20 protein-coding genes and 5 pseudogenes are annotated in these 21,712 nt (G+C 67.4%); 7 read left to right on the forward strand and 18 right to left on the reverse strand.

Going from position 1 to position 21,712, the window contains the following annotated elements; all coding sequences use genetic code 11:
• A partial coding sequence (locus ACIBK0_RS49585; protein ID WP_399096394.1) for a hypothetical protein occupies positions 1-257 on the forward strand: 257 nt, incomplete at its 5' end.
• A 924-nt stretch (positions 258-1,181) separates the two neighbouring features.
• Here ACIBK0_RS49585 and ACIBK0_RS49590 read toward each other — a convergent pair.
• The 9 genes and pseudogenes from ACIBK0_RS49590 to ACIBK0_RS49630 all read right to left on the reverse strand — a co-directional run bounded on the left by ACIBK0_RS49590 (position 1,182) and on the right by ACIBK0_RS49630 (position 6,939).
• The gene (locus tag ACIBK0_RS49590) at positions 1,182-1,499 is read right to left on the reverse strand and encodes a hypothetical protein (RefSeq protein ID WP_399096397.1); all 318 of its coding nucleotides are present in this window, start codon (positions 1,497-1,499) and stop codon (positions 1,182-1,184) included.
• Between the two features lie 214 nt (positions 1,500-1,713).
• Positions 1,714-1,980 (reverse strand): annotated as a pseudogene (locus ACIBK0_RS49595) (hypothetical protein); the annotation flags it as partial.
• A 353-nt stretch (positions 1,981-2,333) separates the two neighbouring features.
• A complete protein-coding gene (locus ACIBK0_RS49600; protein ID WP_399096400.1) occupies positions 2,334-2,636 on the reverse strand; it encodes a hypothetical protein in 303 nt (100 codons plus the stop codon).
• Between the two features lie 300 nt (positions 2,637-2,936).
• Positions 2,937-3,185 carry a hypothetical protein gene (locus tag ACIBK0_RS49605; RefSeq protein ID WP_399096403.1) on the reverse strand — a complete coding sequence of 83 codons (249 nt, stop codon included), beginning with the start codon at positions 3,183-3,185 and terminating at the stop codon, positions 2,937-2,939.
• Between the two features lie 84 nt (positions 3,186-3,269).
• Positions 3,270-4,511, reverse strand: a complete 1,242-nt coding sequence (locus ACIBK0_RS49610; RefSeq protein ID WP_399096407.1) for a PP2C family protein-serine/threonine phosphatase — start codon at positions 4,509-4,511, stop codon at positions 3,270-3,272.
• A 498-nt stretch (positions 4,512-5,009) separates the two neighbouring features.
• Positions 5,010-5,225, reverse strand: a pseudogene (locus tag ACIBK0_RS49615) (helix-turn-helix domain-containing protein); the annotation flags it as partial.
• A gap of 15 nt (positions 5,226-5,240) precedes the next feature.
• Positions 5,241-5,378: pseudogene (locus tag ACIBK0_RS49620) on the reverse strand (DUF6879 family protein); the annotation flags it as partial.
• A gap of 24 nt (positions 5,379-5,402) precedes the next feature.
• Positions 5,403-6,596 (reverse strand): N(5)-(carboxyethyl)ornithine synthase, encoded by a 1,194-nt coding sequence (locus ACIBK0_RS49625; RefSeq protein WP_399096410.1) that lies wholly within the window; start codon positions 6,594-6,596, stop codon positions 5,403-5,405.
• A gap of 70 nt (positions 6,597-6,666) precedes the next feature.
• Positions 6,667-6,939 (reverse strand): hypothetical protein, encoded by a 273-nt coding sequence (locus ACIBK0_RS49630; protein WP_399096413.1) that lies wholly within the window; start codon positions 6,937-6,939, stop codon positions 6,667-6,669.
• A 591-nt stretch (positions 6,940-7,530) separates the two neighbouring features.
• Between ACIBK0_RS49630 and ACIBK0_RS49635 the strand changes: the two genes are divergently transcribed.
• A complete protein-coding gene (locus ACIBK0_RS49635; RefSeq protein WP_399096416.1) occupies positions 7,531-7,734 on the forward strand; it encodes a cold-shock protein in 204 nt (67 codons plus the stop codon).
• Between the two features lie 189 nt (positions 7,735-7,923).
• On the forward strand, positions 7,924-8,970 hold the full coding sequence (locus tag ACIBK0_RS49640) for a fatty acid desaturase family protein (protein ID WP_399096453.1): 1,047 nt from the start codon (positions 7,924-7,926) through the stop codon (positions 8,968-8,970).
• A gap of 39 nt (positions 8,971-9,009) precedes the next feature.
• Here the strand turns inward: ACIBK0_RS49640 and ACIBK0_RS49645 are convergent, their stop codons facing one another.
• Positions 9,010-9,138 carry a hypothetical protein gene (locus ACIBK0_RS49645; protein WP_399096419.1) on the reverse strand — a complete coding sequence of 43 codons (129 nt, stop codon included), beginning with the start codon at positions 9,136-9,138 and terminating at the stop codon, positions 9,010-9,012.
• A 596-nt stretch (positions 9,139-9,734) separates the two neighbouring features.
• On the opposite strand from ACIBK0_RS49645, the gene ACIBK0_RS49650 reads away from it, so the two are divergent.
• Both ACIBK0_RS49650 and ACIBK0_RS49655 read left to right on the forward strand, forming a co-directional pair.
• Entirely contained in the window at positions 9,735-9,977 is a 243-nt protein-coding gene (locus tag ACIBK0_RS49650; RefSeq protein ID WP_399096422.1) for a DUF5302 domain-containing protein, read from the forward strand.
• A gap of 179 nt (positions 9,978-10,156) precedes the next feature.
• Positions 10,157-10,306: pseudogene (locus ACIBK0_RS49655) on the forward strand (IS5/IS1182 family transposase); the annotation flags it as partial.
• Here the strand turns inward: ACIBK0_RS49655 and ACIBK0_RS49660 are convergent.
• Positions 10,295-10,637, reverse strand: a pseudogene (locus ACIBK0_RS49660) (GNAT family N-acetyltransferase); the annotation flags it as partial. The pseudogenes ACIBK0_RS49655 and ACIBK0_RS49660 overlap by 12 nt on opposite strands.
• Positions 10,638-11,029: 392 nt before the next feature.
• Between ACIBK0_RS49660 and ACIBK0_RS49665 the strand changes: the two are divergent.
• Positions 11,030-11,590, forward strand: a complete 561-nt coding sequence (locus ACIBK0_RS49665; RefSeq protein ID WP_399096425.1) for a hypothetical protein — start codon at positions 11,030-11,032, stop codon at positions 11,588-11,590.
• A 275-nt stretch (positions 11,591-11,865) separates the two neighbouring features.
• Here ACIBK0_RS49665 and ACIBK0_RS49670 read toward each other — a convergent pair whose 3' ends face one another.
• The 7 genes from ACIBK0_RS49670 to ACIBK0_RS49700 form a co-directional block, all read right to left on the reverse strand.
• The gene (locus ACIBK0_RS49670; RefSeq protein ID WP_399096428.1) at positions 11,866-12,207 is read right to left on the reverse strand and encodes a putative quinol monooxygenase; all 342 of its coding nucleotides are present in this window, start codon (positions 12,205-12,207) and stop codon (positions 11,866-11,868) included.
• Positions 12,208-12,450: 243 nt separating this feature from the next.
• Positions 12,451-13,536 (reverse strand): ABC transporter ATP-binding protein, encoded by a 1,086-nt coding sequence (locus ACIBK0_RS49675; protein ID WP_399096431.1) that lies wholly within the window; start codon positions 13,534-13,536, stop codon positions 12,451-12,453.
• A complete protein-coding gene (locus ACIBK0_RS49680; protein ID WP_399096434.1) occupies positions 13,533-14,621 on the reverse strand; it encodes an ABC transporter ATP-binding protein in 1,089 nt (362 codons plus the stop codon). Before ACIBK0_RS49680 ends, ACIBK0_RS49675 begins: the two co-directional genes overlap by 4 nt.
• Complete coding sequence (locus tag ACIBK0_RS49685) at positions 14,618-15,463, reverse strand: carbohydrate ABC transporter permease (RefSeq protein ID WP_399096438.1); 846 nt, start codon at positions 15,461-15,463, stop codon at positions 14,618-14,620. The genes ACIBK0_RS49680 and ACIBK0_RS49685 overlap by 4 nt, the downstream gene beginning before the upstream one ends.
• A 328-nt stretch (positions 15,464-15,791) precedes the next feature.
• On the reverse strand, positions 15,792-16,670 hold the full coding sequence (locus ACIBK0_RS49690; RefSeq protein WP_399096441.1) for a carbohydrate ABC transporter permease: 879 nt from the start codon (positions 16,668-16,670) through the stop codon (positions 15,792-15,794).
• Positions 16,671-16,756: 86 nt separating this feature from the next.
• On the reverse strand, positions 16,757-18,358 hold the full coding sequence (locus ACIBK0_RS49695) for an extracellular solute-binding protein (RefSeq protein ID WP_399096444.1): 1,602 nt from the start codon (positions 18,356-18,358) through the stop codon (positions 16,757-16,759).
• A 20-nt stretch (positions 18,359-18,378) separates the two neighbouring features.
• Positions 18,379-19,404: an NAD(P)-dependent alcohol dehydrogenase gene (locus ACIBK0_RS49700; protein WP_399096447.1), complete on the reverse strand. Its 1,026-nt coding sequence runs from the start codon at positions 19,402-19,404 to the stop codon at positions 18,379-18,381.
• A 113-nt stretch (positions 19,405-19,517) separates the two neighbouring features.
• Here ACIBK0_RS49700 and ACIBK0_RS49705 point away from each other — a divergent pair, with 113 nt between their 5' ends.
• Positions 19,518-21,374 (forward strand): sigma-54-dependent Fis family transcriptional regulator, encoded by a 1,857-nt coding sequence (locus ACIBK0_RS49705; protein ID WP_399096450.1) that lies wholly within the window; start codon positions 19,518-19,520, stop codon positions 21,372-21,374.
• Positions 21,375-21,712: the final 338 nt, after the last annotated feature.

Here is a 21,712-nt window from a genome sequence, read left to right on the forward strand (position 1 = left end):
CAAAGTCCTGGGTTGGCGCACGCCGGCCGAGGTCTTCGAAGAACAGCTACGCTCGCTGCAACAGCCCGGTGTTGCAACGACTGGTTGAACTCGCCCAGTACACATCCATCAAGCTCACAACTCGGCTGATGCGAGCGGGGGTCGAGGCCGTCGGGGACTCGTACGGCAACGCGATGATGGAGTCCTTCTGGGCACACTCCGCGCTGGGCATGCTCAGCCCGGTGGAGTACGAACTCCGCACCCCGCCAGTAGCCTGAACCCAAGCAACTCGACTCCACCGAACTCGGGACAGTCCGGAGTCTCCATTCGAGCCGGGGCGGTTCAGTCCGTGCTGGCGTACCGCAGACGCAGCGTCGCCGTCGACTCCCACCGCGTTCTGGTGCAGAGCAGCTCACGGACGGCGATGTAGAGCGTCACTGGAACGGCGAATACCGCGCCGGACAGCGATAGTCTGCCAGCACACGCCAAGGGGCCAACCTGGGACGCATTGTGGAACCTTGTGTTGACGAACCAAGCGTCGCCAGCAATCTGCGTACCGTCGCTGAAGACCTGACGCGTCAATACTGACGCGGGTGGGCAAAACCGCAGGTAGCTGACCTCGCCTCCTGAGGTGCCACCCCGCACCACGGTGTTGATCAAGGGCTACGGGGTGTTCGGTGTGCCATTTACCCGTCCCACGGCGGGCGGCGAAGCCGCCCTGGGTCGCTGACCAGAAACATCTGCCTTCATAAACCAGACGTCGCGGCCGAACTGCACTTCCCATAGCCGGAGATCACCTGTGAACTGCGCCCCGCGGAAACGCCTCTGAACCAGGCACCGCCACTGAACGCGTCCGACGAAACGAGGAATCATCCTCGAACTGGGCCTCCTCGAACCAAGCGCCGCTGGCGCTGAGCCTCGGCGAAAATGCACTCCCAGTACGGTCTCGGACTGGCTTCCTGCCTGTTCCGTGTGCGCCTCGGTTCCCTCTTCGGCGTGCTCGCCTTCGCCCTGCTCGGCGTGGCCGGGCTACTCTCCGCCCTCGTGCTTGTGCTGGTCGGCTGCGGCCGCTCTCGCGTCGTGGCGGTCCGCGTCGCTGCCGTGCTCCATGCTCACCCCGATGATCAGCAGCGCCGGGCAGGCCACCAGCAGTGGGGCCAGCGCAGCGGGCAGCCGTTCCCGCAGGTCCGATCAGCTCGTCATCACTGCTCCGGTCCGGGCACAGGCACCTTCGCAGCGACCGGCGCCGGCACGCCCAGGTCGACGGCGAGGGCCGGGCTGGAGTGGCAGGCCGTGTGGCGGCGTCGGCGGCGTATCGCGAACCCGCCCAGGCGGGCGGCCACTGCCAGTACCGCGAGGGCGGGCACCCACACCGCGGCGATGGCGGAGGCTGCGCCGATGCTGCCGAGGACAGCCAGCACCGGTCCCGCGCAGCACACGGCGCAGGCCGCGACCGCGGCGGCTCCGGCACCGAGGGTGCCCCATGGGCGAGAGGGGCCGGGAGAGGGGGAGGTGGTCATACGGTCGCTCCGAACAGATCGGCCAGCATCGTGGCAGCGGTCTCGGGGGCCCGGACGCTGAACTCAAGCGCGGTGGGTGCCAGGTGCAGGGTGAAGTCGAAGAACGCGCAGCAGTCAGCAGCTCGGTCGCCGGCTTCTTCTGCGGCCGCTGCCTGGCCAGGACATCCACGAGCCGCCCCTGGGGCAGGGCCAGCCCGCACGGATCCAGGAAGAGGAATAGCGGCTCGCGCGCGGCCCGCTGGATCACACTGTCGAGGACGCCGTCGACCTCACCGCGGTGGGCGTGCGCCTGCACCCCGCCTGCCCGGTAGTGCTCGATGACCTTGTGCAGCCGGTCGAAGGACTTCGGCTGCGACTCCGTGAAGAAGCACTCGACAGTGATCCCGTGCCGGGCGCGGAAATGGGAGGCGACCCGCAGCGCGATCTCCGCCGACGCCGGCTCGCCGTTCTCGTAACGGCCTTCGCCCGCGTACCCGTCCAGGTAGACGACGCGCTGTCGTGCGACTGAGTGCCAGTCATGCCACCGAACTGGGGCAGGTAGCGCTTCAGCAGTTCATGCTTGAACACGCTCGGCAACGCCTTGTCTTTCCAGTAATCCCCGCCCGTTCCGCTGGACATGGGCCCCCAACTCTGTCACGGCTCAACTAACTGTCTGTATCGCATGGTCAGCCACGCGCCGGAGCCCGACAAGAGGCCCATTGCGCCACCCGTCCCGATTCGGAGGTTGCTGTGACGGTTGAGGAACGTCCCCGTAAGGCCGCAATTCCGGGCGTGATCCGTTCGGATGGGGCGTCTGCGGCGAAGCAGCGTTGCGGCGCGAACCAACGCCGCGGGTTACCGTGTAGGGGAGTCGTCGCCGAGTTCCTGGGCGAGGACCTTTGCTGACTCGGTCAGGCGCAGCGATAGGTCGGCCAGTCGCACCGTCAGTTCCTGAACGAGGAAGTCGCGTGCTGCTGGGTCGCTGCTGAGGCCGCCTCGGGCGACGGCTGCCTTGATGGCTTTTTGGACATCGTGCGACGCCTTCCAGGAGGCCAAACGGCTGCCACTGAAGTTGGCATAGTCCCGGATCATCGCGCGGGCCAGGATGCGGAGGGCTGGGGCGCCCTTGGGCTCCTGGCCGGTGGCCTGCTGATACAAGAGGGTGTAGACGTCTATGGCCGGGTCGTTGGTCTGGGACTCCGAGGGCGGCCATGGCGCCCGTGTGACCCCGCCAGCACGCTCAGCGTGATCCTCGAAACGGCCCCGGTGAAACCGCCGGGGCCGTCCTTTCAGGCGCAACACGTGAGAGTGCGCAACCCACGAACCACGGTACACCTGCAGGTAGGTTCCGACGTGATTCAGTAGGCTGACGCAAAGCATGAGCACTTTCTGCTCGGACCTCAAGCACCGACGACGGGCTCAGCAGCCGGCAGCGCCCGGCCGCCGGCAGAGTGCTTGCTATTCCGCATTACCGCGCCACTGCCCCTGGACACGGAACCAGAGTCCGGGAGCGTAGATCGATTCGACGACAGCGGCTTCGCCTTTGGTCACCCTGAGGATCCGCAATGCGCCGCTCGGAAGCAGGTCGTACTCGTACGTGGCGGGCGACTCACCTTCGGTGATGTCGTCGTAGGAGATATCTGCAGCCGCTAGCTCCGAGTATTCCTTGGGGGGCCGGTTCTCCACCAGCTTGATGAACACGCTCATACCTTGACGATAGATCCCTCGCGGTTTTCTCGCGTGACGTGCCTGATCTCACCGCCGACGGCCGCACGTGTCGGCGGTATCGGCTCATTCCAGGGTGGCAAGGTGGTCGGCGGCGCCCCCGCGCCACTCGATCAGGAAGAGGGTCGCGTCGTCGCTGGTGATCCCGCCCCGCTCCCGGATCAGGGTGTGGGAGAGGGAGCGCACCACCGCCCGAACCCCTTCCTCGGCGTGCTGGATGCGGTTGACCCAGGCGATGAGTTGCTCCTCGCCGAACTGCTCGCCGCGGACATCGTGCTCCTCGATCAGGCCGTCGGTGAAGCACAGCACCCGGTCGCCGACCTGGAGCGTCTGCTCGCTGAGCTGGGGCTCGTCGCCGCCGAAGCCGACTGGCAAGGTGGTGGGGCTGTGCAGTTGCTGGACGACCTGGTGGTTGCGAATCAGCAGCGGCGCGGGGTGGCCGGCGTTGACCCATTGCAGGTGGCCTGTCGCAACGTTCAGGCGCATCATCTGTGCGGTGACGAAGTGCTCGGGCCCGAACTGCCCGGCGATGGCCCGGTCCATGAACGCGTAGATCCCGGACAGTCCGACGTCGGTGCGGCGGGCGTGCCGGTAGGCGCCGATGGCGACGGTCGCCATGGTGGCGGCGTCCAGGCCGTGGCCCATCGCGTCGACCGTGGCGACGTGCAGGATGTCGTCGTTGAGGGCGTAGTCGAAGCTGTCGCCGGCGACCTCGTAGGCGGGTTCGAGGATGCCGGCCACCGCGACCTGCGGGGTGGACATCGACAGCGGGGGCAGCAGGGACCACTGGATCTCCGCGGCCACGCTCATCGGCTCGCGCCGTCGGGTCTGGAAGAACTGGTCGGTGTAGCTGCTCCTGGTGACCAGCACCTGGGCGGCCAGGCCAGCCAGTCGTTGCAGCAGCCGCCGGTCGTCGTCGTCGACGGTGTCCAGGGTGAGCTCCAGCACCCCCACCTGGTCGCTGCCGTCCAGCAACGGCAGGTACATCCGCACCCCGTCTGCCTGCGGCACCTCGACGGGGGTCCCGCTCCGGAAGGCCGTGCCGGCCGCGGAGCCATCAATCGGCGCGCACTCGCCGACGGTCAGCCGCCTACCCGGCAGCGGCACCAGCATCAGCTGTTCGTAGTCCTGCAGGAGGACCGAGACGTCACGGCCCCCGACCCGCCCCACCACTTCCACGATCAGCGGGGCGATCAGATGCGGTGGCATCTCGTGGGCCCGGTCCAGCAGCACCCCCAGCAGCCGCTCACCGAATCCTTCCGACCGGTCCACCGCGCCCTTTTCGGGCTGCGACTCTCCTGCCGTCACAGCCGCACCCGCCCTTGACGGATCCACTCGAGGACCCACTCACGCGATCGGTACACACGGGCTCCTGATACGACCGTCAATCCGCACAGCCTGACGCGGCCAACCGGCCTAACGAGCCGATTACGCCACGGTCACCCCCGTGACTCCCTCTACTGCCGGCCCGCGTGCCGTCAGGCCGCCTCCCGGGCCCGCAAGCGGGTTCGCAACGTCGCGGTGATCGCCCATCCGCCGGGCGAGGAGATCCAGTTCGACTGGCTGGACTTCCTGGTCCGCCCGAGTCGTGGGGTGCCGGAAGCCATGCTCACCTGCTGGTCGGTGGGCTCGCACACTCGGGCCGGTGGCGGGCGGTGCTGGCGGAGTCTGAAGACTTCCCGCACCTGCTCCAGGCCCTGGACGACGTGCTTCGCAGGCTCTGGGGAACCGCCCGCAGGTGGCGCTTCGACCGCATGGCGACCGTCTGCTACCCATCCAGCGGGCAGGTCACGGCGTCCTTCGCGTCTGGTCGGCCGCGCCGCACATGGCACACCACGCCCGGATGTCCGCGTCCGACGGCGGTGTCCGGGCGTTCTCGATCGGGCCGCTCTTGGACTCGTGCCAGCGGCAGACAACAGCCAGCTCACGCTTCGTCAGCCCGGCGTCCAGGCGGATGTCCCGCAGGCGGGCGGCGAGTGCCTCGCGGGCCTGCTGAACGCTGGAGGAGGGGTGCGCAGACATGAGCTGGCCGATCAATCAGATGTGGTACTGGTCGTGCGGGACGGCGCGCTCCCACACCGCCTCGAACGCGGCGGCCAGGTGCTTGATCAGCGCGAGGTCCTCGGTGAACCCGTCCTCGACCACGGCGCCGTCACCGTCGAAGTGATGCACGCGGGCAAGGCGCTGCGCGGAGGTGTGTCAGGCCGGCTGTGCGGAGGAGTTCAGCACCGGGGCGAGGACCGGATTCGCGATCTCGAGGGCGTGGGGGAAGGCGACCGCCCGGTGCTGGAAGGAGAGGATCTTCGGGTTCAGGACGAAGCCGTCGCGGATCTCGATGGCCTTTCCGACCGTGGGGTTCGCGTCCCATGCCGCGGGGCCGCTCATGACCTTGCGCAGATAGGGGAGGAGCGCCTCGCTGATCTCCCACGTGGCCGAGTTCCACAGGTGGGACGGGCTGTGGTCCACCCCGTAGTAGTGGCACCCCGGCCCGACCATGGGCATCGGATCGCCGAAGGTGGTCGGACGGGCCCAGGAGAAGCCCATGCCCTCGTCGCAGGAGACGTCGATGAAGAAGGAGCCCGGCCGGAACAGGGCGAGTTCCTCGTCGGTGACGAACGTCAAGGGCGCGTCGGTGTCCTGCCGGACGCAGTTGACGATGATGTCGAACCCGGCGAGATACTCCGCGAGCGGCACGGGTCCCCCCGGGGTGAGTGCCTGTAGGCGCGACGGATCGTCCTCGTGCTCCTCGAAGTGACCCATCACGACCGACGGCATCGGTGAGGCCACCGCTGCGGCGGCGCGCTGGGTGAGCACCGTGACGTCGGAGACTCCCATGGCGCCCAGGCCCGTGACCGCTCCGCGCGCCGTGGCGCCGAAGCTGATGACCGCGGCGCGCAGGCGCCGCCCGTAGCTGCCGGTCAGCCCGCCGAGCTGCAGGGCGTGCAGCACCGAGCAGTAGCCCGCGAGCTCGTTGTTCTTGTGGAACACATGGACACTGAAGGCGCCCGTGGACGTCCAGTGGTTCATGGCCTCCCAGGCGATGAGGGTCAGCTGACCATCGATGGCGAGCTGCGTCATCCTCTCGTCCTGCACGCAGTGCGGCCATCCCCACAGCACCTGGCCCTGGCGCAGCGCGGCGACGTCCTCGTGCATGGGCTTGGGCAGCAGCAACACGTCGCACTCGGCGAGGAGTTGCTCGCGGGAGCGCAGTCCCGCCACGAGCGGTCGCAGCGCGTCGTCGGCGACGCCGAACCGTTCGCCGTAGCCGTGTTCGAGGAAGATCCTCTCTCGTACGTCCGGGGCGATCCGGCCGAGGTGGGCGGGGTGCAACGGCAGGCGGAACTCGTTCTCCTTGCGGGAGGAGGCGAGTACTCCAAGACTCAACAGGCTCATACGCTTCCTCATCACTTCGTTCGGGTCATTTCGTTCGCGTCGTACTTGTGGTGGCTGCCGGGGCTCCGGATCAGGAGCCGTCGGCCCCGTCCCTGCGCACGCGCTCGGCCAACGGGAGGGGCGTCTCGTCCAGACCGCTGACCGACCCGCTCGCCATGCGCGCGCACGTGCCGTGGCAGGCGAGCAGCTGCTTGTCGTCGCGGTGGGAGACCACCACCACCTCCAGATCGGGAGCGTTCCGGTAGTCGGTGCCGCACATGAGGCAGGCCAGTCCGGAGAGCATCTCCGGTGTCGGTTCGGCGCGGCCGCGGCGGCGGCCGGAGATCGAGTCCTGTGAATACATGCGTCCGCATCCTCTTGATCGGTTCAGGGCCGTGCTCATCGGTTCGCAGCCGTGCTGATCGGGTCAGACGTACTGAGCGGTTCAGGGCCGTACGCCAAGTGCCGGAATGCCTCGGAGGCATCCCGGTAGCCAGGAGATCCGCTACCGCGCTGCGCGGGACCGGATACGGGAGGGGGCGTGACAGTACGAGCCAGGAGGCATGGTGCGGCTCTTTTTCCGGCCGGATCCGATGTGCGCCGGCCTGTGCCGTTCTCCGAGGGCGACGCCGAAACGGGTGACGGCGTGCGAGGTGCGCTCGGTGCCGCAACCGTACCCCCCTCCGGACCTCGCATGTGCCGGGTCCGACTCCGGAACCGCCCGCCGGGAGCGTCACCGAGCCCTTCCCGGCCCAGGCGGGAACTTTCCCGGCGCACCGGACGTTTTAGCGAGTGGTTGTAGTTGAAATTTGCGAACGTGGGAAGCGCCCGCGGAGTTCTGACAGCGGGCGTTTTGTCGTTTCGGGGGTTTTCTTCGACGGCTGGCGACCAACAGCCCGGGATCGCGCGATCGCGCGCATACCCGACCTACTCGCCATCTCGAAGGAGACATCACATGGCTCAAGGAACCGTGAAGTGGTTCAACGCGGAGAAGGGTTTCGGCTTCACCGCCCCTGACGAGGGCGGTGCCGACATCTTCGTCCACCACTCGGCGATCGACACCGACGGCTTCCGCTCCCTGGAGGAGAACCAGCGGGTGGAGTTCACCGCCAGCCAGGGCCCCAAGGTCATGCAGGCCGGCCAGGTGCGCGCGCTCTGAGGACATCTCGTCAAGACAGGCCCGCGCCGCGTGCCTGTTTCGTGCTCCATCCGTCTGGTTCCGTACGGGCTCCCCGCGTCCGGCGCCCTGCCCCCGCGCCGCTGGTACCGGCCCGCGCATCCCGAAAGGCAAACCGTGAGCACTGACATGATCAACCGGGGCACCGATCCCACGGCCCAGCACGCCGAGATGACGACACCCCCTCCCGAAACCCGGGGCAGCGACTACGCCGCGCTCTCCCGTGAGGTGAAGCGCAGCGGGCTGCTGAAGCGGCGGCCGGGCTACTACTCGGTCAAGGTCGGCGCGAACCTCCTCCTGCTGGCCGCCGGCTGGACCGCGTTCGCCCTGATCGGGCAGTCGTGGTGGCAGCTGCTGATCGCCGCCTTCCTCGCCGTGATGTTCACCCAGACCGGATTCATCGGGCACGACGCGGGACACCACCAGATCGCCGGTTCCAAGCGCGTCAACAACCTGCTCGGCCGCGTGCACGCCGACCTGCTGATCGGCCTCAGCTATGGCTGGTGGATCGCCAAGCACAACCGGCACCACTCCCACCCGAACCACGTCGACCGCGACCCCGACATCGCCGACGGCGCGATCGCCTTCACCGAGGACCACGCCCGCGTCCGCAGCGGGGTGTACGCATGGCTGGCCCGTCACCAGGCCTGGCTGTTCTTCCCGATGCTGCTGCTGGAAGGACTCGCCCTGCACGTCGCCGGCGTACGGGCCCTGCTCGGCCGCACCGGCACGGCGACCTCGCGGACGACCAAGGTGGCCGAGGCGGGCCTGCTGACGGCGCATCTCGGCGGCTATCTCGCCGCACTGTTCCTGGTCCTGACTCCCGTGCAGGCCGTGGTCTTCCTCCTCGTCCACCAAGGTCTGTTCGGCCTGTACATGGGGTGCTCGTTCGCCCCGAACCACAAGGGCATGGCCCTGTTCGGCAAGGACGACAAGGTCGACTTCCTGCGCCGGCAGGTACTGACATCACGCAACATCCGCGGTCACCGACTCACCGACTTCGCGCTCGGCGGGCTCAACTACCAGATCGAGCACCACCTGTTCCCCTCCATGCCGCGGCCCAGCCTGCGCCATGCCCAGGAACTCGTGCGCACCTACTGCGCCCGGCACGGCATCGCGTACCACGAGACCGGGCTCTTCGACTCCTACGCCCAGGTACTGCGGCACCTCCACGCGGTAGGCGGCCCGCTGCGCCTGCGCCCCGAGCTGGAGTACTGATCACCCCGCCGTTCGAGCCTTCCTCGGAATGCGCGCGGCTCACTGGATATCGCGCGGCACCACCAGCCCACAGTCGTAGGCCAGGATCACGGCCTGCACCCGGTCCCGGAGCCCGTACTTCTCCAGGATGTGCGCGACGTGCGTCTTGACCGTGGGTCTCTCCCACACCCCGTTCGAGGGCGATCTTCCGCGTGGGAGAGGCCGCACAGGACGTCGCGTTCGCGGCTAGTGAGGGCTTCGAGGCGCGAGGGTACGTCCAGTGGTGGTCTTCGACGGCGCCGCAGGAGGGGACGCCTCCGCGCTATTCAGGGACACCCCCGACGTACCCGTCATGCGGGCCCACAGCCAGCGTGACGTGACGCCCGAGCGGCTGCGCAAAGGCGCCACCACACCCAGGTCGCGGCCTCGACCGCTCGAATTGTCCTCGAACTTGATCGTCCGAGACGGGAACTGCCAGATAGGCTGCCCGACCGGCTCGGCGCGTCCCCGGCACCACGGCAGGCCGCCCATCTCAACGGAAGGGCTGCTGGGCGTGCTGGATGGCGTGCAGCGCGATCGCACGAGCGTGGATGCGGCGGGCCGTGGGGCGCAACCCCGCGCGGTCCCGTGGAAGAGTCGGGGACGCACGCGGCCGGCTCTGGTGCTCTCGTACGCCAGCGGTGCGTGCCGGCCACGGCCGCCAGCAGCCTGTGATGTTGCTGGCGCCCGGCACTGCGCCCGGCATGACAAGCTGTGCTTCCCACTGCCCGAACCAGGAGGTCACCATGACCGCAGAGTCTGCATCCCCAGAAGGTTCGGAGCCGGCTGCCCCCGAGACGTCCGCTCTCGTACCCGACAGCGACGGCCACTACGAACTCAAACGCAAGTTTCGGGAAGCCCTGGCGCGCAAGCGCGGTGTGCAGGCGGACGCCGCTGACCTTGCTGCCAACCCCAATGCGTCGAAGGTCCGTCGGGCGCAGGGCCCGGCTGCGAGCCAGCGGTCGTTCCGGCGCAAGAGCGGCGGCTGAGTCGATGAGCTCTTTCAGCGTGGCCACTGATCGAGTGACGAGGTAGGGGTCCGCAACGAACAAGGATCTGGTGCCGGTGAAGGAGGTGTGCGAGTTTCAACTCACCGGCACCAGAGCTTTGTTGGTTTCCTCACCCTGCCGCCCTCGACCTGCCCCATGCTCTGGTCGAGTGGGTGACCATGCTCATCGTCACCCACCGCCGCTGCAGGCTTGCGCCGCACCGGCGTGCCGTGGCTGGCCTGGTGTACCTGCGCTGGCACGACACCCTCGCGCAGCATGAGCCCAGCCGCTACAGCTCTGGTTCGGGCGGTCTGCCAGTAGGTGAAGCCGAGCGAGGCGAGCCCTTCGGACTCGCAGAGGCGATCCGAGGGGCCTGCGACTTCGGTTCGAAGGAGCTGGTAGGCGGCTCCGTTGGTTTGCCCCCAGTGCATGGCAGCGCGCCACAGCAGACGCCCCAGCCTCTTGCCGCGGTGCTCGTGGACGCCGAAGTACTGCGGCATGAGTTGGGGGACGCCGATCGCGTCGGGGCGGATCTCCATGGGGCCGATGGCGCCGGCCACCTTGCCGCCCACGGCGGCGGTCAGGAACCGGCCCGGCCTTGCGGGCCTTCATCTGCTCGTAGAGGAAGGCGAAGCCGTCCGCGGCCATCTCCTCGGCGAAGTACGGGCCGTCGACCCGAACCGGGTGCGTTTGCTCTCTGCCCATGCCGGAGCGCCCCGCCGCTCATGGGCTGGCTGTGGGGTCTCAGCGGCAGCTGCATTCCCGGATGCCCGTGACCTTCTCGTTCCTTGATCAGCCGCTCCGTCGCTCTCCACCGGGCGGGACGTCAGGCGTGCGTGATGCACCCCATCTCCATGCCCGGGGGGTGATCGCTGAGGCTCGTCAACCGTGTCGGCGTCGGGGGGGCTGGCGCGGGTCCTCGCGCAGCCGCGCACGCGGGCTCGGGGCCCTTCGTGAACCGGCCGACCTCCGGCCTGGACCGGCTCGGGAACCGTTCCCCCGGATCCTGCGTGACCTCTTGACGTGTTGTCGGCTGGTGGTGAGGGGACCGAATGAGAGCGCGGACGATGGTGAGCGTGGCGGTATCGGCCTGTGTGGCGCTGGTGGCGTGCGCGTGCGGTCCGGAGAAATCGAAGGAGGACACGGACGCGAAGCCCTCGCAGCCGTCCGCGTACACGCGGGCCGAAGAGCCGTCGGCTACGCCGTCGGTGTCCGCTCGGACCGAGAAGCCGTCGGCCGAGCCGACCGGCGACCAGCCCGCGCCCAGGACGAAGGAGGGCGCGATCCAGCGGTACGAGCAGTACCTCCACGCCCTGGGCCGTGAGGACATCGACACAGTCTGCGAAGTGGCCGGGCCGGCCGCGAAGAAGGCGCAGGACCAGGGGCTCGGCCCGTGCACGTCGACGTACGCCGCCGTGTTCCAGATGATCTCGCCCGTGCAGAAGAAGGCCCTGCAAACCGCGACGGTCGACCCGCAGCGCATCGCCGTGCGCACGCCCGACAAGGTCGAGATGCCGGTCGAAGCGGTCAGGTCCTCCGCCACCTTCTCCGAGAGCGACCTCGGCAGCTACACCCTGGAGTACCTCAAGAACGATTGGTACATCACCGACTGAACCCGACGCGCCGTACGCGGAGCCGTCCGACGGACGGCGCCGCGCGCACGCCACCCGGCGGCCGGTCGACCGGCGCCCGCCGACGACCTTCAGCCCGCACCGTGCGGCGGCGCGTACAAAGCCAGCCCGGCACAACTTGCAGCTGGCTTGTATCTGTGCATGCCCCGCTTCCTCAGCCCGATCGAGTTCGAGGAGAAGTTCTACGCCGAGCAGGCGACGACCGAACCACTCAACCTGAAACCGCGTCAACCCGCCCTAACCAGCCGATCAGCGCCTCACACACGCCGGGGGACCTCAGGGACCGCCAGCTCCCCGAGCCTTCCCCAGTCGTCCTGCGGAACGGCCACGTTGACAATGCGCGGTGTCTCGGCGAGATGGGGCGGCAGCGTTTGCTGCGCAGCCTTGAAGTGCGCGGACTGCACATGCGCGACCCCGGCCTCATCGTCGCGGAAGGCCTCGACCAGGATGTACTCCGTCGGGTCGTCGACACTGCGCGACCAGTCGAACCACAGACAGCCGGGTTCGGCGCGCGTGCCCCGGGTGAAGTCAGCGGTGATCTCGGGCCAACGGTCGGCATGCTCGGGGCGGACTCGGAACTTGGCGGTGATGAAGATCACGGGCTTCCTTCGCTGTTCTGGGGTCGTTTCCGCCGGGTGTGGCGGCGGAGGGGAGACGGCTGCCCCGGTCCGAGCAGGGCATTCGCTCGCAGCCAACATGCGTTGTGTGCGCGACGGGCATGGGGCGACAGGCCGATCCGCGGGTGGGCGCGCCTTTTCTCCTGCTATCCGGCCGTGCAAATAGGACCCGCCCGCCGGACCTGTCCGCCCGACTGCGGTGGGAGGGGCAGGTCCGGCGGAGGGCTACGACTGGAGTACCAATTGACCGTCCGCGTACGGAAGGACCTTGGCGCGCGGCAGGTGGACCAGGATCTCCTCGCCTGTCGGCACTCCCTGCTCCCGCGGAGCCTTGGCCCTCACGAGCTGCCCGGCGAGCTCGACCTCGAGTACGCGCTGCGCGCCGTGGTCCCTGACGTCCCGCAGTGTGCCGGGGAAGGTGTTGGGACCGGGGTGCGTGACGACCTTGACGTACTCTGGCCTGACGCCTACCTCGATCTGGGTCGTGCTCTGCGGGATGTCCCAGGCGACGGACAGCGTCCTGCCACCCAGCGCGAAGTACCCGTTGCCGCGGTCCACGGTCAGGAAGTTCATCGCGGGTGAGCCGATGAAGTAGCCAACGTAGGCAGATGAGGGAGCCTCGAAGAGCTGCTCCGGGGTGCCTTGCTGCATGGCGCGGCCGTCCTTCATGACCAGCACTTCCTGCGCGAAGCTCATCGCCTCGTACTGGTCGTGCGTCACGTAGATCACGGTGGGCCTGAACTGCTCGGTGATTTCACGGATCTTGCGCCGCAGCATGTGCTTGAGCTGCGGGTCGATGACGGTGAGCGGCTCGTCCATCAGCACAGCGGCAACGTCGTCACGGACCAGACCGCGACCGAGTGAGATCAGCTGCTTGTCGTCGGCGGTGAGCCCGCGGGCGGGCTGCCTGAGCCGGTCGCGCAGGTCCAGGGCCTCGGCGACCTGCTGGACCTTGGCGTCGATCCTCGCCCTGTCCCAGCGTCGGCACTGCAACGGGAAGGCGAGGTTGTCGTAGACCGTCATCGATTTGTAGATGACGGGGAACTGGAAGACCTGGGCGATGTTGCGGGCCTTCGTGGGCAGGGCGGTGACGTCGACGCCGTCGAACAGCACCTGTCCATGAGACGGTCTGACGAGGCCGGAGAGGATGTTCAGCAGCGTCGTCTTGCCGCAGCCCGAGGGCCCGACCAGCGCGTAGGTCTTGCCGGACTCGAACGTCAGCTTCAGCGGCTTGAGAGCCCACCGCTCCTCCTCGACACCAGGTGCGTACGCGTTGCCCGACGTCGATGATGTCCAACTGCGCCATATCAACGCCCTTCCACTGAAGCGAGACCGTATGAGGGTGTCTGCATGAGCGTCCCCTTTTCGTCGAAGGCGAACAGCCGGTCGGGACGGAGCCGCAGTTTGACCAGGTCGCCGAGGGCGACGTCGTGGATGCCCTCGACCTGTACGACGAAGGGGCTCTCGCCGACGGCCACGTGGACGAAGGTCTCGGAACCGGAGATCTCCACGAAGGTGACCTCGCCTTCGACCCCGGTGGAGGCCAGGCTGACGTCCGTGGCACGCAGGCCGAACTGGTAGGCGCCGTCGGGCAGGTCGGACAGGTGCGCGGAGACGTGCGTGGCCTGGAAGCCGGCCACTGTGACCTGGCCGCCCACGATCCGGCCCGCGAAGATGTTCATGGGCGGGTCGTTGATGATGGACGCCACCGTGATGGTCGCCGGGCGTTCGTAGACCTCCTGTGGGGTGCCGGTCTGGAGGATGCGCCCCTCGTGCATGACGAGCACCACGTCTCCGAGCATCATCGCCTCGGCGGGTTCGGTGGTCGTGTAGATGACGATGGTGTCGCCCTGGTCCGAGAATAGGGTTTTGAATTCGTCGCGCAGTTGTTCGCGCAACTTGTAGTCCAGGTTCGCCAGTGGCTCGTCGAGCAGGAGGATGCCGGTGCCGCGTGCCAGGGCGCGCGCTATGGCGACGCGCTGCTGCTGGCCGCCGGAGAGCTGGGACGGCTTGCGCTTCTCGAAGTCCGCGAGTCCCACACTCGCCAGGCTCCGCCGGACCCGTCGTTGGATCTCCTGCCGGGGCAGGCCGGCCCGCTTGAGCGGGAAGGCCACATTGTGGAAGACATTGAGATGCGGGTAGTTGATGAATTGCTGATAGACCATGGCGGTGTTGCGCCGCCACACCGGTATGTTCAGGAAGTCCGTTCCCTCCCGGGTCAGGGAGCCGGAATCCGCCTTCTCCAGTCCGGCCAGGACCCGCAGGAGCGTCGTCTTTCCGGCCATCGTCCGGCCGATGACGGTATGGAGCCGTCCCGGTTGGAAGGTCGCGGTCACGTTCTCGAGGTGGTCGACGCCGTCCACGCTCAGGCACAGATTGTTGGCGCTCAGATTCATCGCACGGCTCCCGACAGGTTCCCCTTGGACAGTAGGCGCTCCACCCAGAGGGCGAGCAGGATCAGCGGTGTCACGCCGAACAGGGCGGCCGCGGACAGCGTCCACCACGGTGGGATGGAGGAGTTGAGGGCGACGACCGCCTGGGGCAGGGTCTGGACCTCGGTAAACGTCAGCCGGAAGGCGAAGAAGAAGTCGTTCCAGCCGAAAACGGCGCAGAACATCGCCGCCACGGTGAGCCCGGGCAGGGAGTTCGGCAGGATCGCCCGCACGAATGTCTGGAACGGGCCGCAGCCGTCCAGCATCGCCATCTCGTCGATCTCCCGCGGGATGCCGTTGAAGAAGTCCACCATCACCCAGACCGCGATCGGCAGCAGTAGGGCGACCGTCACGATGACCAGGCCGGGGATGCTGTCCAAAAGGCCGCCCCACTGCAGGAGGTAGAAGAAGGGGATCACCAAAACGATCGGTGGCATGATCCGTTGGGAGACGAAAAAGAAGACGATGTCGCTGTTCTTGATGAAGCCCAGCCTGAACCGGTAGCGGGACAGTGCGTAGGCGGCCAGGGACCCCAGCGCCAGGCTGATGGCGGACGCGGCGATGGTGATGATCGCGCTGTTGACGAAGGGGTCGATGACATCGATACCGCCGGCTCCGCCGAAGATGTTGCGCCAGCCGGTGAGAGTGGGCTTGTACTGGGCCCAGGGAAGGTAGGTGGGGCCGCCCTGGACCGCGTTGGCATCTTTGAAACTGGTCGTCATCGCCCAGAAGAACGGTCCCGCGACGAAGCATGCCCACAGGGCGATCACGGTGTATTTGAATACGGGATAAAGGCGCGACCTCATCTGGATTCCTCCGTGGATACCCCAGCCGTCAGGCTGGGGAGGAAACGGACTCCTGCGGAGCAGGGCAAGGGAAGACGATTCGCCGCCAGGGCGGATCGTCGTCCACCAGCAACTGCCTGCGGATGCAGTAGAGTTGCCAGGCCCGGCCGGTGATAACCAAGCTGGCCGGGCCTACCGCCGGGCTGGCGGGATGTCAGGTCTGTGGAGCTGGCGTAAGACTGCTGGGCGTACCAACGCCCCCCGCCGTTGATCCGGGGCAGCTGCTGTCTGAGAAGTAGAAAGCTCAACCCGCGAGGGAAGAATCCCCCTGCTTCAGCTGGGGGAGATGTCAAGAGTTCCCCTTCAGCTTGAAGGCTCTGGTGAGCAGGGCGGCGACAACCGTGAGCGTGACGATCATCAGGACCAGGTAGATCAGGGACATCGCGCCGCTGTATCCGGTCTGCTGGTCCCTAAGCCCCTGGATGTAGAGGTAGTAGCCCGGGGTCTCCGTGGAGGAGCCAGGTCCGCCGGAGGTCAGTACGTAGACGCTGTCGGAGAGCTTGGACGCCTCGATCAGCCGGATGACGACCGCCGCGACCGACACCGGCGCCATCAGCGGGAAGGTCACCTTCCAGAAGGTGCGCCAGGTGCCGGCGCCGTCGATCGCTGCGGCCATGAAGGGTTCCTTCGGCAGGCTCAGCAGACCGGCCAGCAGGAGCAGGAACATGAAGGGGGTCCACTGCCAGACCTCGACAGTCATCAGCGCGGCCAGCGCCGGACCGGACTCGGTGAGCCAGGGAATCCTGGACAGGCCCAGCATCCCCAGCAGATCGTTCACCGGCCCCAGAGATTCATGGAAGATGGTCTGCCAGATGGCGGCCATTACGACGGGCGTGGTCATCATGGGGACGAGGAACAGTACCCGCCAGAGTCTGCGGCCGCGTACGTCGCGCCAGACCAGCAGGGCCATTCCGAACCCGATGACGTACTGAATCAGGACCGTGCCGCCAGCCAGCAGGAACAGCCGGGTGATGGAGTCCCAGAAACGGCTGTCGTGCAGCGCGGCGGTGTAGTTGGCACCTCCGATGAAGTCCATGTAGGGATTGCTGACGTTCCAGCGGGAGAAGCTGACGCGGATGGTGAACAGAAGCGGGAAAATGATGATCAGAAAGAGTGTGAGCAGTCCCGGCAGCAGGAACATGCTCTTGTGCCGGCGCAGGCCGTCCATGGTTCTCCTTGCGGAAGGGGGCGGGCGCCCCCGGGCGGCCGACCAGTCCAGTCCAGTCCAGCCACCCGGGGCGTCCTGCAGTCGGATCAGGATTGGTCCTCAAGCGCAACCACGTTGCGATAGGCGCTTTGGACCTTGTCCTTGCCGATCTGGTCGGTGATCTTGGACCATTCCTTGGCCACGCCGTCCAGCGCGTCCTGCGGGGACTCCTGGCCCGCCAGAGCCACGGCGACGCCGTTCGCCAGCGCGGACATGTACTGGTTGACACCGGGAACGCGCAGGTCGAAGACGCGATTGCGACTCGTCTCCATGCCCGAGAGCGTCTTCACGTACGACTCGGCGACCTTCGGGTCCCAGCCCAGCCTCTCCCAGAAGTGCGGGTCGAAGTGGGAGTAGCGGTAGGGGTTGACGCCGAACCGGCCGATGGTGAGGTCGAGAGCGGAGTTGGCCTCGTTACTGAAGAAGCACAGATAGTCAAACGCCATCTGCTGGTGGCGCGAGGCCTTGGCCACCGCCGAAGTCCAGCCCCAGGTGAAGTAGGGAGCCTGGTTCGCCTTCGTGTCCCAGGACTTCGTGGTGCGGTTGTAGACCTCGCTTGATCCGGGCAGCGGCGCGGCCTGCACCTTGTTGCGGATCCTGCTGTCGGGCTGCTGGGCCTGGATGAAGGCGTCGTCCCACGAGTACGACATCAGCGTCTGGCCGCCGCCGAAAGAGAAGATCTCGTCTCCCAGGCCGAAGTTGGCGCCACCGGGTGCCCACGTCGACTTGGCCTTCACCATGTCTTCCAGGGCCCGGACGAAGCCGGGCGTGTTGATCAGCGGCTTCATGGTCTCGAGGTCGAAGAAGACACCGCCCTTGACGTCCGGGTTCTTCACATACGGCGCCGCCCGGCTGATGAAGGCGGAGAAGGTCAGGTCGTCGCGCTTGGTCACCTCGGCGCTGCCGTAGTTGCGCTTGCCGTCGCCATCGAAGTCCTTGCCGCTGAAGAACTGGGCGACATCCTGGTATTCGTCCCAGGTCTTCGGAACTCTCAGTACCTTGCCCGTGGCCGCCTTGTAGGCCGCCTGCTGCTTGGGGTCGTTCAGCACGTCGGTGCGGACCTTGAGGTAATGCCGGTCCCCGTCCATGGGGTACTGCACGACCTTCCTGTTCCAGGTCGCCACGTCCATATAGGTACCGGTGACGTCCTTCATGCCCGGGGTGTCCAGATACCTCTTCGGCACCGGCGCGAGGTACGGGGCCATGTCGCCGATCCACAGCGAGGGGTAGAACATCACGTCATAGGCGGGCTGGCCCGCCTGCAGAGGCGTGAGGATCTTCTGATGCAGTTCACCGAAGGGGACGTTGACCACCTCCACCTTCGCCCCGGTGATCTCCTCGAACTGCTTGGCGTGCAGCTGGGTCGGCTCGCCGATGACCGGGACGGCATGGCTGATGATCTTCAGCGTCTGCCCGGAGTAGTCCTTCCGGCTGGTCGCCTCATAGCTGCACGGCCCCGGCAGGTCCTCGACCTTTGTGTCCGGGTAGTCCTTGCCGTACTTCTTGTAGCTGATCTCCGAGGCGGGCTTGAAGAGCGGGGCCTTCGTCTTCGGCTTGTCCTGTGCCTGGTTCGGGGAGGTGCACGCGGTAGCGGTCAGGGCCGCGACGGCGGCGACGGCGGCAAGCCGCTTGTAGGGTCTCGTACGCATGGAACTGCTCCTTGGACGTGTCAGGGGATCAAGATCGCTCGGCCGCGTACGGCGCCGGCGTGCAGGTCGTCGAGGGCCTGCTGGAAGGAGGCGAGGGGGTATCGCTGGGTGTGCAGGGTGACCTTGCCTTGGGCCGCCAGGACCATCAGCTCGGACAGGTCGTTGTAGGACCCGACGAGGTTGCCGATGAAGTTGATCTCCGTGGAGATGACGTCGATCGTCGGAACGTTCAGGTGGCCGCCGTAGCCGATGACGTAGTAGTTGCCGTTGCGGCGCAGGCAGGCCACGCCCGTCTCGACGGCGCCCCCCTCACCGACGAAGTCCAGGACGGCCTCCGCCCCGTAGCCTGCGGTGAGGTCCCGTACGCGTTCGGCTTCGCTGCCGTCCGCGATGAGCGTGTGGTCGGCGCCCAGTTCCTTGGCCAGCGCGAGGGCCTGGGGGCTGCGGTCGATGACGATCATCTCGACCGGCGACAGGGCCCGCAGCACCTGAATTCCAATGTGTCCGAGTCCGCCGGCGCCGATGACCACGGCCTTGTCTCCGGGCCGAAGCGTTCGGGCCGCCTTGGCGACGGCGTGGTATGCGGTGAGCCCGGCGTCGGCCAGCGCCGCCACCGAGGCCGGCTCGAGGGAGGGGGCGAGGGGCACGACCGAGCGGGCGCTGGTTTTGAGGTACTCGGCGTAGCCCCCGTCGGTGTCGATGCCCGGGAAGGCCGAGTTCGTGCAGTGCACGTCGTCGCCGGCCCGGCAGGCGCGGCAGAGACCGCAGGTCGCCAAGGGGTGCAGGATGACCGGGTCGCCGACCTTGACGTGGGTCACGGCCTGCCCGACCTCGGCGACCCAGCCGGCGTTCTCGTGACCGATCGTGTACGGGAGGGCGACCCCGCTCTTGTCCTTCCACTGTCCTTCGAGGATGTGCAGATCGGTCCGGCAGACTCCGGCGCCCCCGATCTTCACGATCACATCCAGCGGACCGGTGATCTGCGGGTCCGGTACATCCACGAGCACGGGCGGCTCGTCGTACTCGATGACCTGCACGGCTTTCATTGCGGCTCCCTGCGAGTCGGCGGGCGGGTGGTGCGCCGATTACACAGGCCGCCGTACGCAGGTCGATGTCTCAGAAGCCGTCCGCGTATGTCTCAATGTGATACAGGCCGTAGGTGCGAGGCCTTCGAGCTGTTCCAATCACGGCATCGAGGGATTGTCACGCGCGCAGTACGGGAGTGTTAATGCCCCGACAACAACCCAGGAGCTCACTGAGAGCAGCCAGAGAGCTCTACCTGGAAGTCACCAAGGATCCAAACGCCCGGCCGCTCCTGGTGGCCTCGTGGCACCGCTCGATGGAACACAAGGTGAAGTCGGGCAGCCTGGACGCTCCGTACCTGGACAACCCCAACCTGGACAGCCCCCTCGCCAGGGCGGCGCTGCCGATCCTGAACAGGCTGCACGAGCAGCTCGCCGACGACCCGGTGTCGATCATGATCACAGACCGGAACGGCGTGGTGCTGTCCCGGAAGGTGTCCCACGAGGGGCTCACCACGAACCTCAACCGTGTGCAACTGGCGCCGGGCCATGTGTTCGCCGAGCGCTACGTGGGCACCAACGGCATCGGGACCGCGCTGGCCAGCGGCCGCCCGGTCATGATCGCCGGCAGGGAGCACTACGTCGAGGCGCTGCGGGACTTCCGCTGCGCGGCCGTACCGATCCTGCATCCCACCCGGCGCACCCTGTTGGGAGCCTTCAACCTCACCACCATCCCTCAGGGTTCCGACGGCATGTTGATGGCCTTCGCCCGCTCAGTCGCGGCCCAGATCGAAGGCGAGATCGCAGCGATCACCTCGCGGCGCGAACGGGCCCTGTTCCAGGACTACATGGAGGCGTGCTCTTCGGCTCGCCCGGGGCTCGTGCTGGCCCTCAACCGCGACGTCGTCATGATGAACGAGCAATTCCGGGCGGCCGTGACCGGGCCGGATCACTACGCGCTGCTCGACCATGCCCGGGAGATCGCCGACCACCCCCGGATGGAAGGTGCGCGCAGCACCGCTCTACCGTCCGGGCGGGTCGCCGAACTGAGGATCCGCCGCTGTCGGCGCGAGGACAGCGACGCGGGCGCCGTCTTCCGAGTCCGGTTGATCGGACACCCCCAGCCCCAACCCGCGGTATCCGCCGCGCCCGCCCGGTCCGACCTGGGGCTGGTGGGCACGTCCCCGACCTGGCTGCGCGCAGTCGGCGACAGTCGGGCGGCGTTCCTAGCCGGGACATGGCTGCATCTGCTGGGCGAAGCCGGCATCGGCAAGAGAACGCTGGTGGAGGCCCTGCACCGGGCCCACGGCGCCGGACGCCGACTGGAGATGACGCAGCCGCCGCTGTCGGATTCACCGGCCGTCACCGAGCGCTGGCTGTACGAGATCGCAGAGCAGCTTGCCGTGCCGTCCAACGTGCTCGTCCTGCGCGATATCCACGTGCTGAGCGACCAACTGCGACAGCGGCTGAGGAGCCTGCTGGCGCACCTGGACAGCACCGCCACCGGGCAACTGGTCATGACCAGTCAGCCGTCGATGGTCAGCACCGATGACGAGTTCGCCCAGCTCTGTGGGGCCTCAGTCGAGGTGCCGCCCCTGCGCCATCGCCCTGGAGACATCGAGCACCTGACGCGATTCTTCCTGCGCAAGTACAGGCCGAACGGCGGCGAGAGCGGATTCTCCCCGGATGCGCTGTCCATGCTGCAGCGATGTCCTTGGCCGGAGAACCTCCGGCAACTCGAGTCGGTGATCCGCGGCCTGGCGCGGCGGCCTTCCACCCGCATGATCCATGCGGAGGACCTCCCGCCGGAATGCCGGGTGTCCTCGCACAAGATCCTGACCACCATCGAGGCCCTCGAACGCGACGCCATTCTGCGTGGGTTGATTGACCGCAACGCCAACGTGCAGCGCACCGCACAGGACCTCGGGATCTCCCGCGCCACGATGTATCGCAAGATGCGCCGATACGGGATCGTCCCGTCAAACCTGACGTGACAGGACGCTCCCGGCAAGAAGGGCGGCGCCGACGTTCGGAGCATACGGAGCTGTCCGATGCCCCAGCCCAGAGGGTCAGCGTTGCGTCCCAGCCTGCGTGAGCGGGGAAGTAAGCGTGTGCGCAAGGCCGGGCCTTGGCTCCTCGATCTCGGCGACAGCCGGGCCCGGCGCGCAGACCCCCTGTGGGACGCCCGTCCAACTCGGCACGGCTGAGTCCTCTTGTACGGAGATGCTGGCGGACATTTCAGCATCATCTAGCGCGGAACCCCGGGCGTTCACGCCCGGGAGGAAGCGCTTCTCAAGATTGCTCTGACCCGCGCATACGCACGGGTCTGCGC

Source organism: Streptomyces sp. NPDC050564, from assembly GCF_044457265.1.
Taxonomy (GTDB): domain Bacteria; phylum Actinomycetota; class Actinomycetes; order Streptomycetales; family Streptomycetaceae; genus Streptomyces.

Coding starts and splice junctions, on each gene's coding strand:
- ACIBK0_RS49590 (WP_399096397.1), bottom strand. CDS start 1,499: ATGACCACCTCCCCCTCTCCCGGCCCCTCTCGCCCATGGGGCACCCTC.
- ACIBK0_RS49605 (WP_399096403.1), bottom strand. CDS start 3,185: ATGAGCGTGTTCATCAAGCTGGTGGAGAACCGGCCCCCCAAGGAATAC.
- ACIBK0_RS49625 (WP_399096410.1), bottom strand. CDS start 6,596: ATGAGCCTGTTGAGTCTTGGAGTACTCGCCTCCTCCCGCAAGGAGAAC.
- ACIBK0_RS49630 (WP_399096413.1), bottom strand. CDS start 6,939: ATGTATTCACAGGACTCGATCTCCGGCCGCCGCCGCGGCCGCGCCGAA.
- ACIBK0_RS49635 (WP_399096416.1), top strand. CDS start 7,531: ATGGCTCAAGGAACCGTGAAGTGGTTCAACGCGGAGAAGGGTTTCGGC.
- ACIBK0_RS49640 (WP_399096453.1), top strand. CDS start 7,924: ATGACGACACCCCCTCCCGAAACCCGGGGCAGCGACTACGCCGCGCTC.
- ACIBK0_RS49650 (WP_399096422.1), top strand. CDS start 9,735: ATGACCGCAGAGTCTGCATCCCCAGAAGGTTCGGAGCCGGCTGCCCCC.
- ACIBK0_RS49665 (WP_399096425.1), top strand. CDS start 11,030: ATGAGAGCGCGGACGATGGTGAGCGTGGCGGTATCGGCCTGTGTGGCG.
- ACIBK0_RS49680 (WP_399096434.1), bottom strand. CDS start 14,621: ATGAATCTGAGCGCCAACAATCTGTGCCTGAGCGTGGACGGCGTCGAC.
- ACIBK0_RS49685 (WP_399096438.1), bottom strand. CDS start 15,463: ATGAGGTCGCGCCTTTATCCCGTATTCAAATACACCGTGATCGCCCTG.
- ACIBK0_RS49690 (WP_399096441.1), bottom strand. CDS start 16,670: ATGGACGGCCTGCGCCGGCACAAGAGCATGTTCCTGCTGCCGGGACTG.
- ACIBK0_RS49695 (WP_399096444.1), bottom strand. CDS start 18,358: ATGCGTACGAGACCCTACAAGCGGCTTGCCGCCGTCGCCGCCGTCGCG.
- ACIBK0_RS49700 (WP_399096447.1), bottom strand. CDS start 19,404: ATGAAAGCCGTGCAGGTCATCGAGTACGACGAGCCGCCCGTGCTCGTG.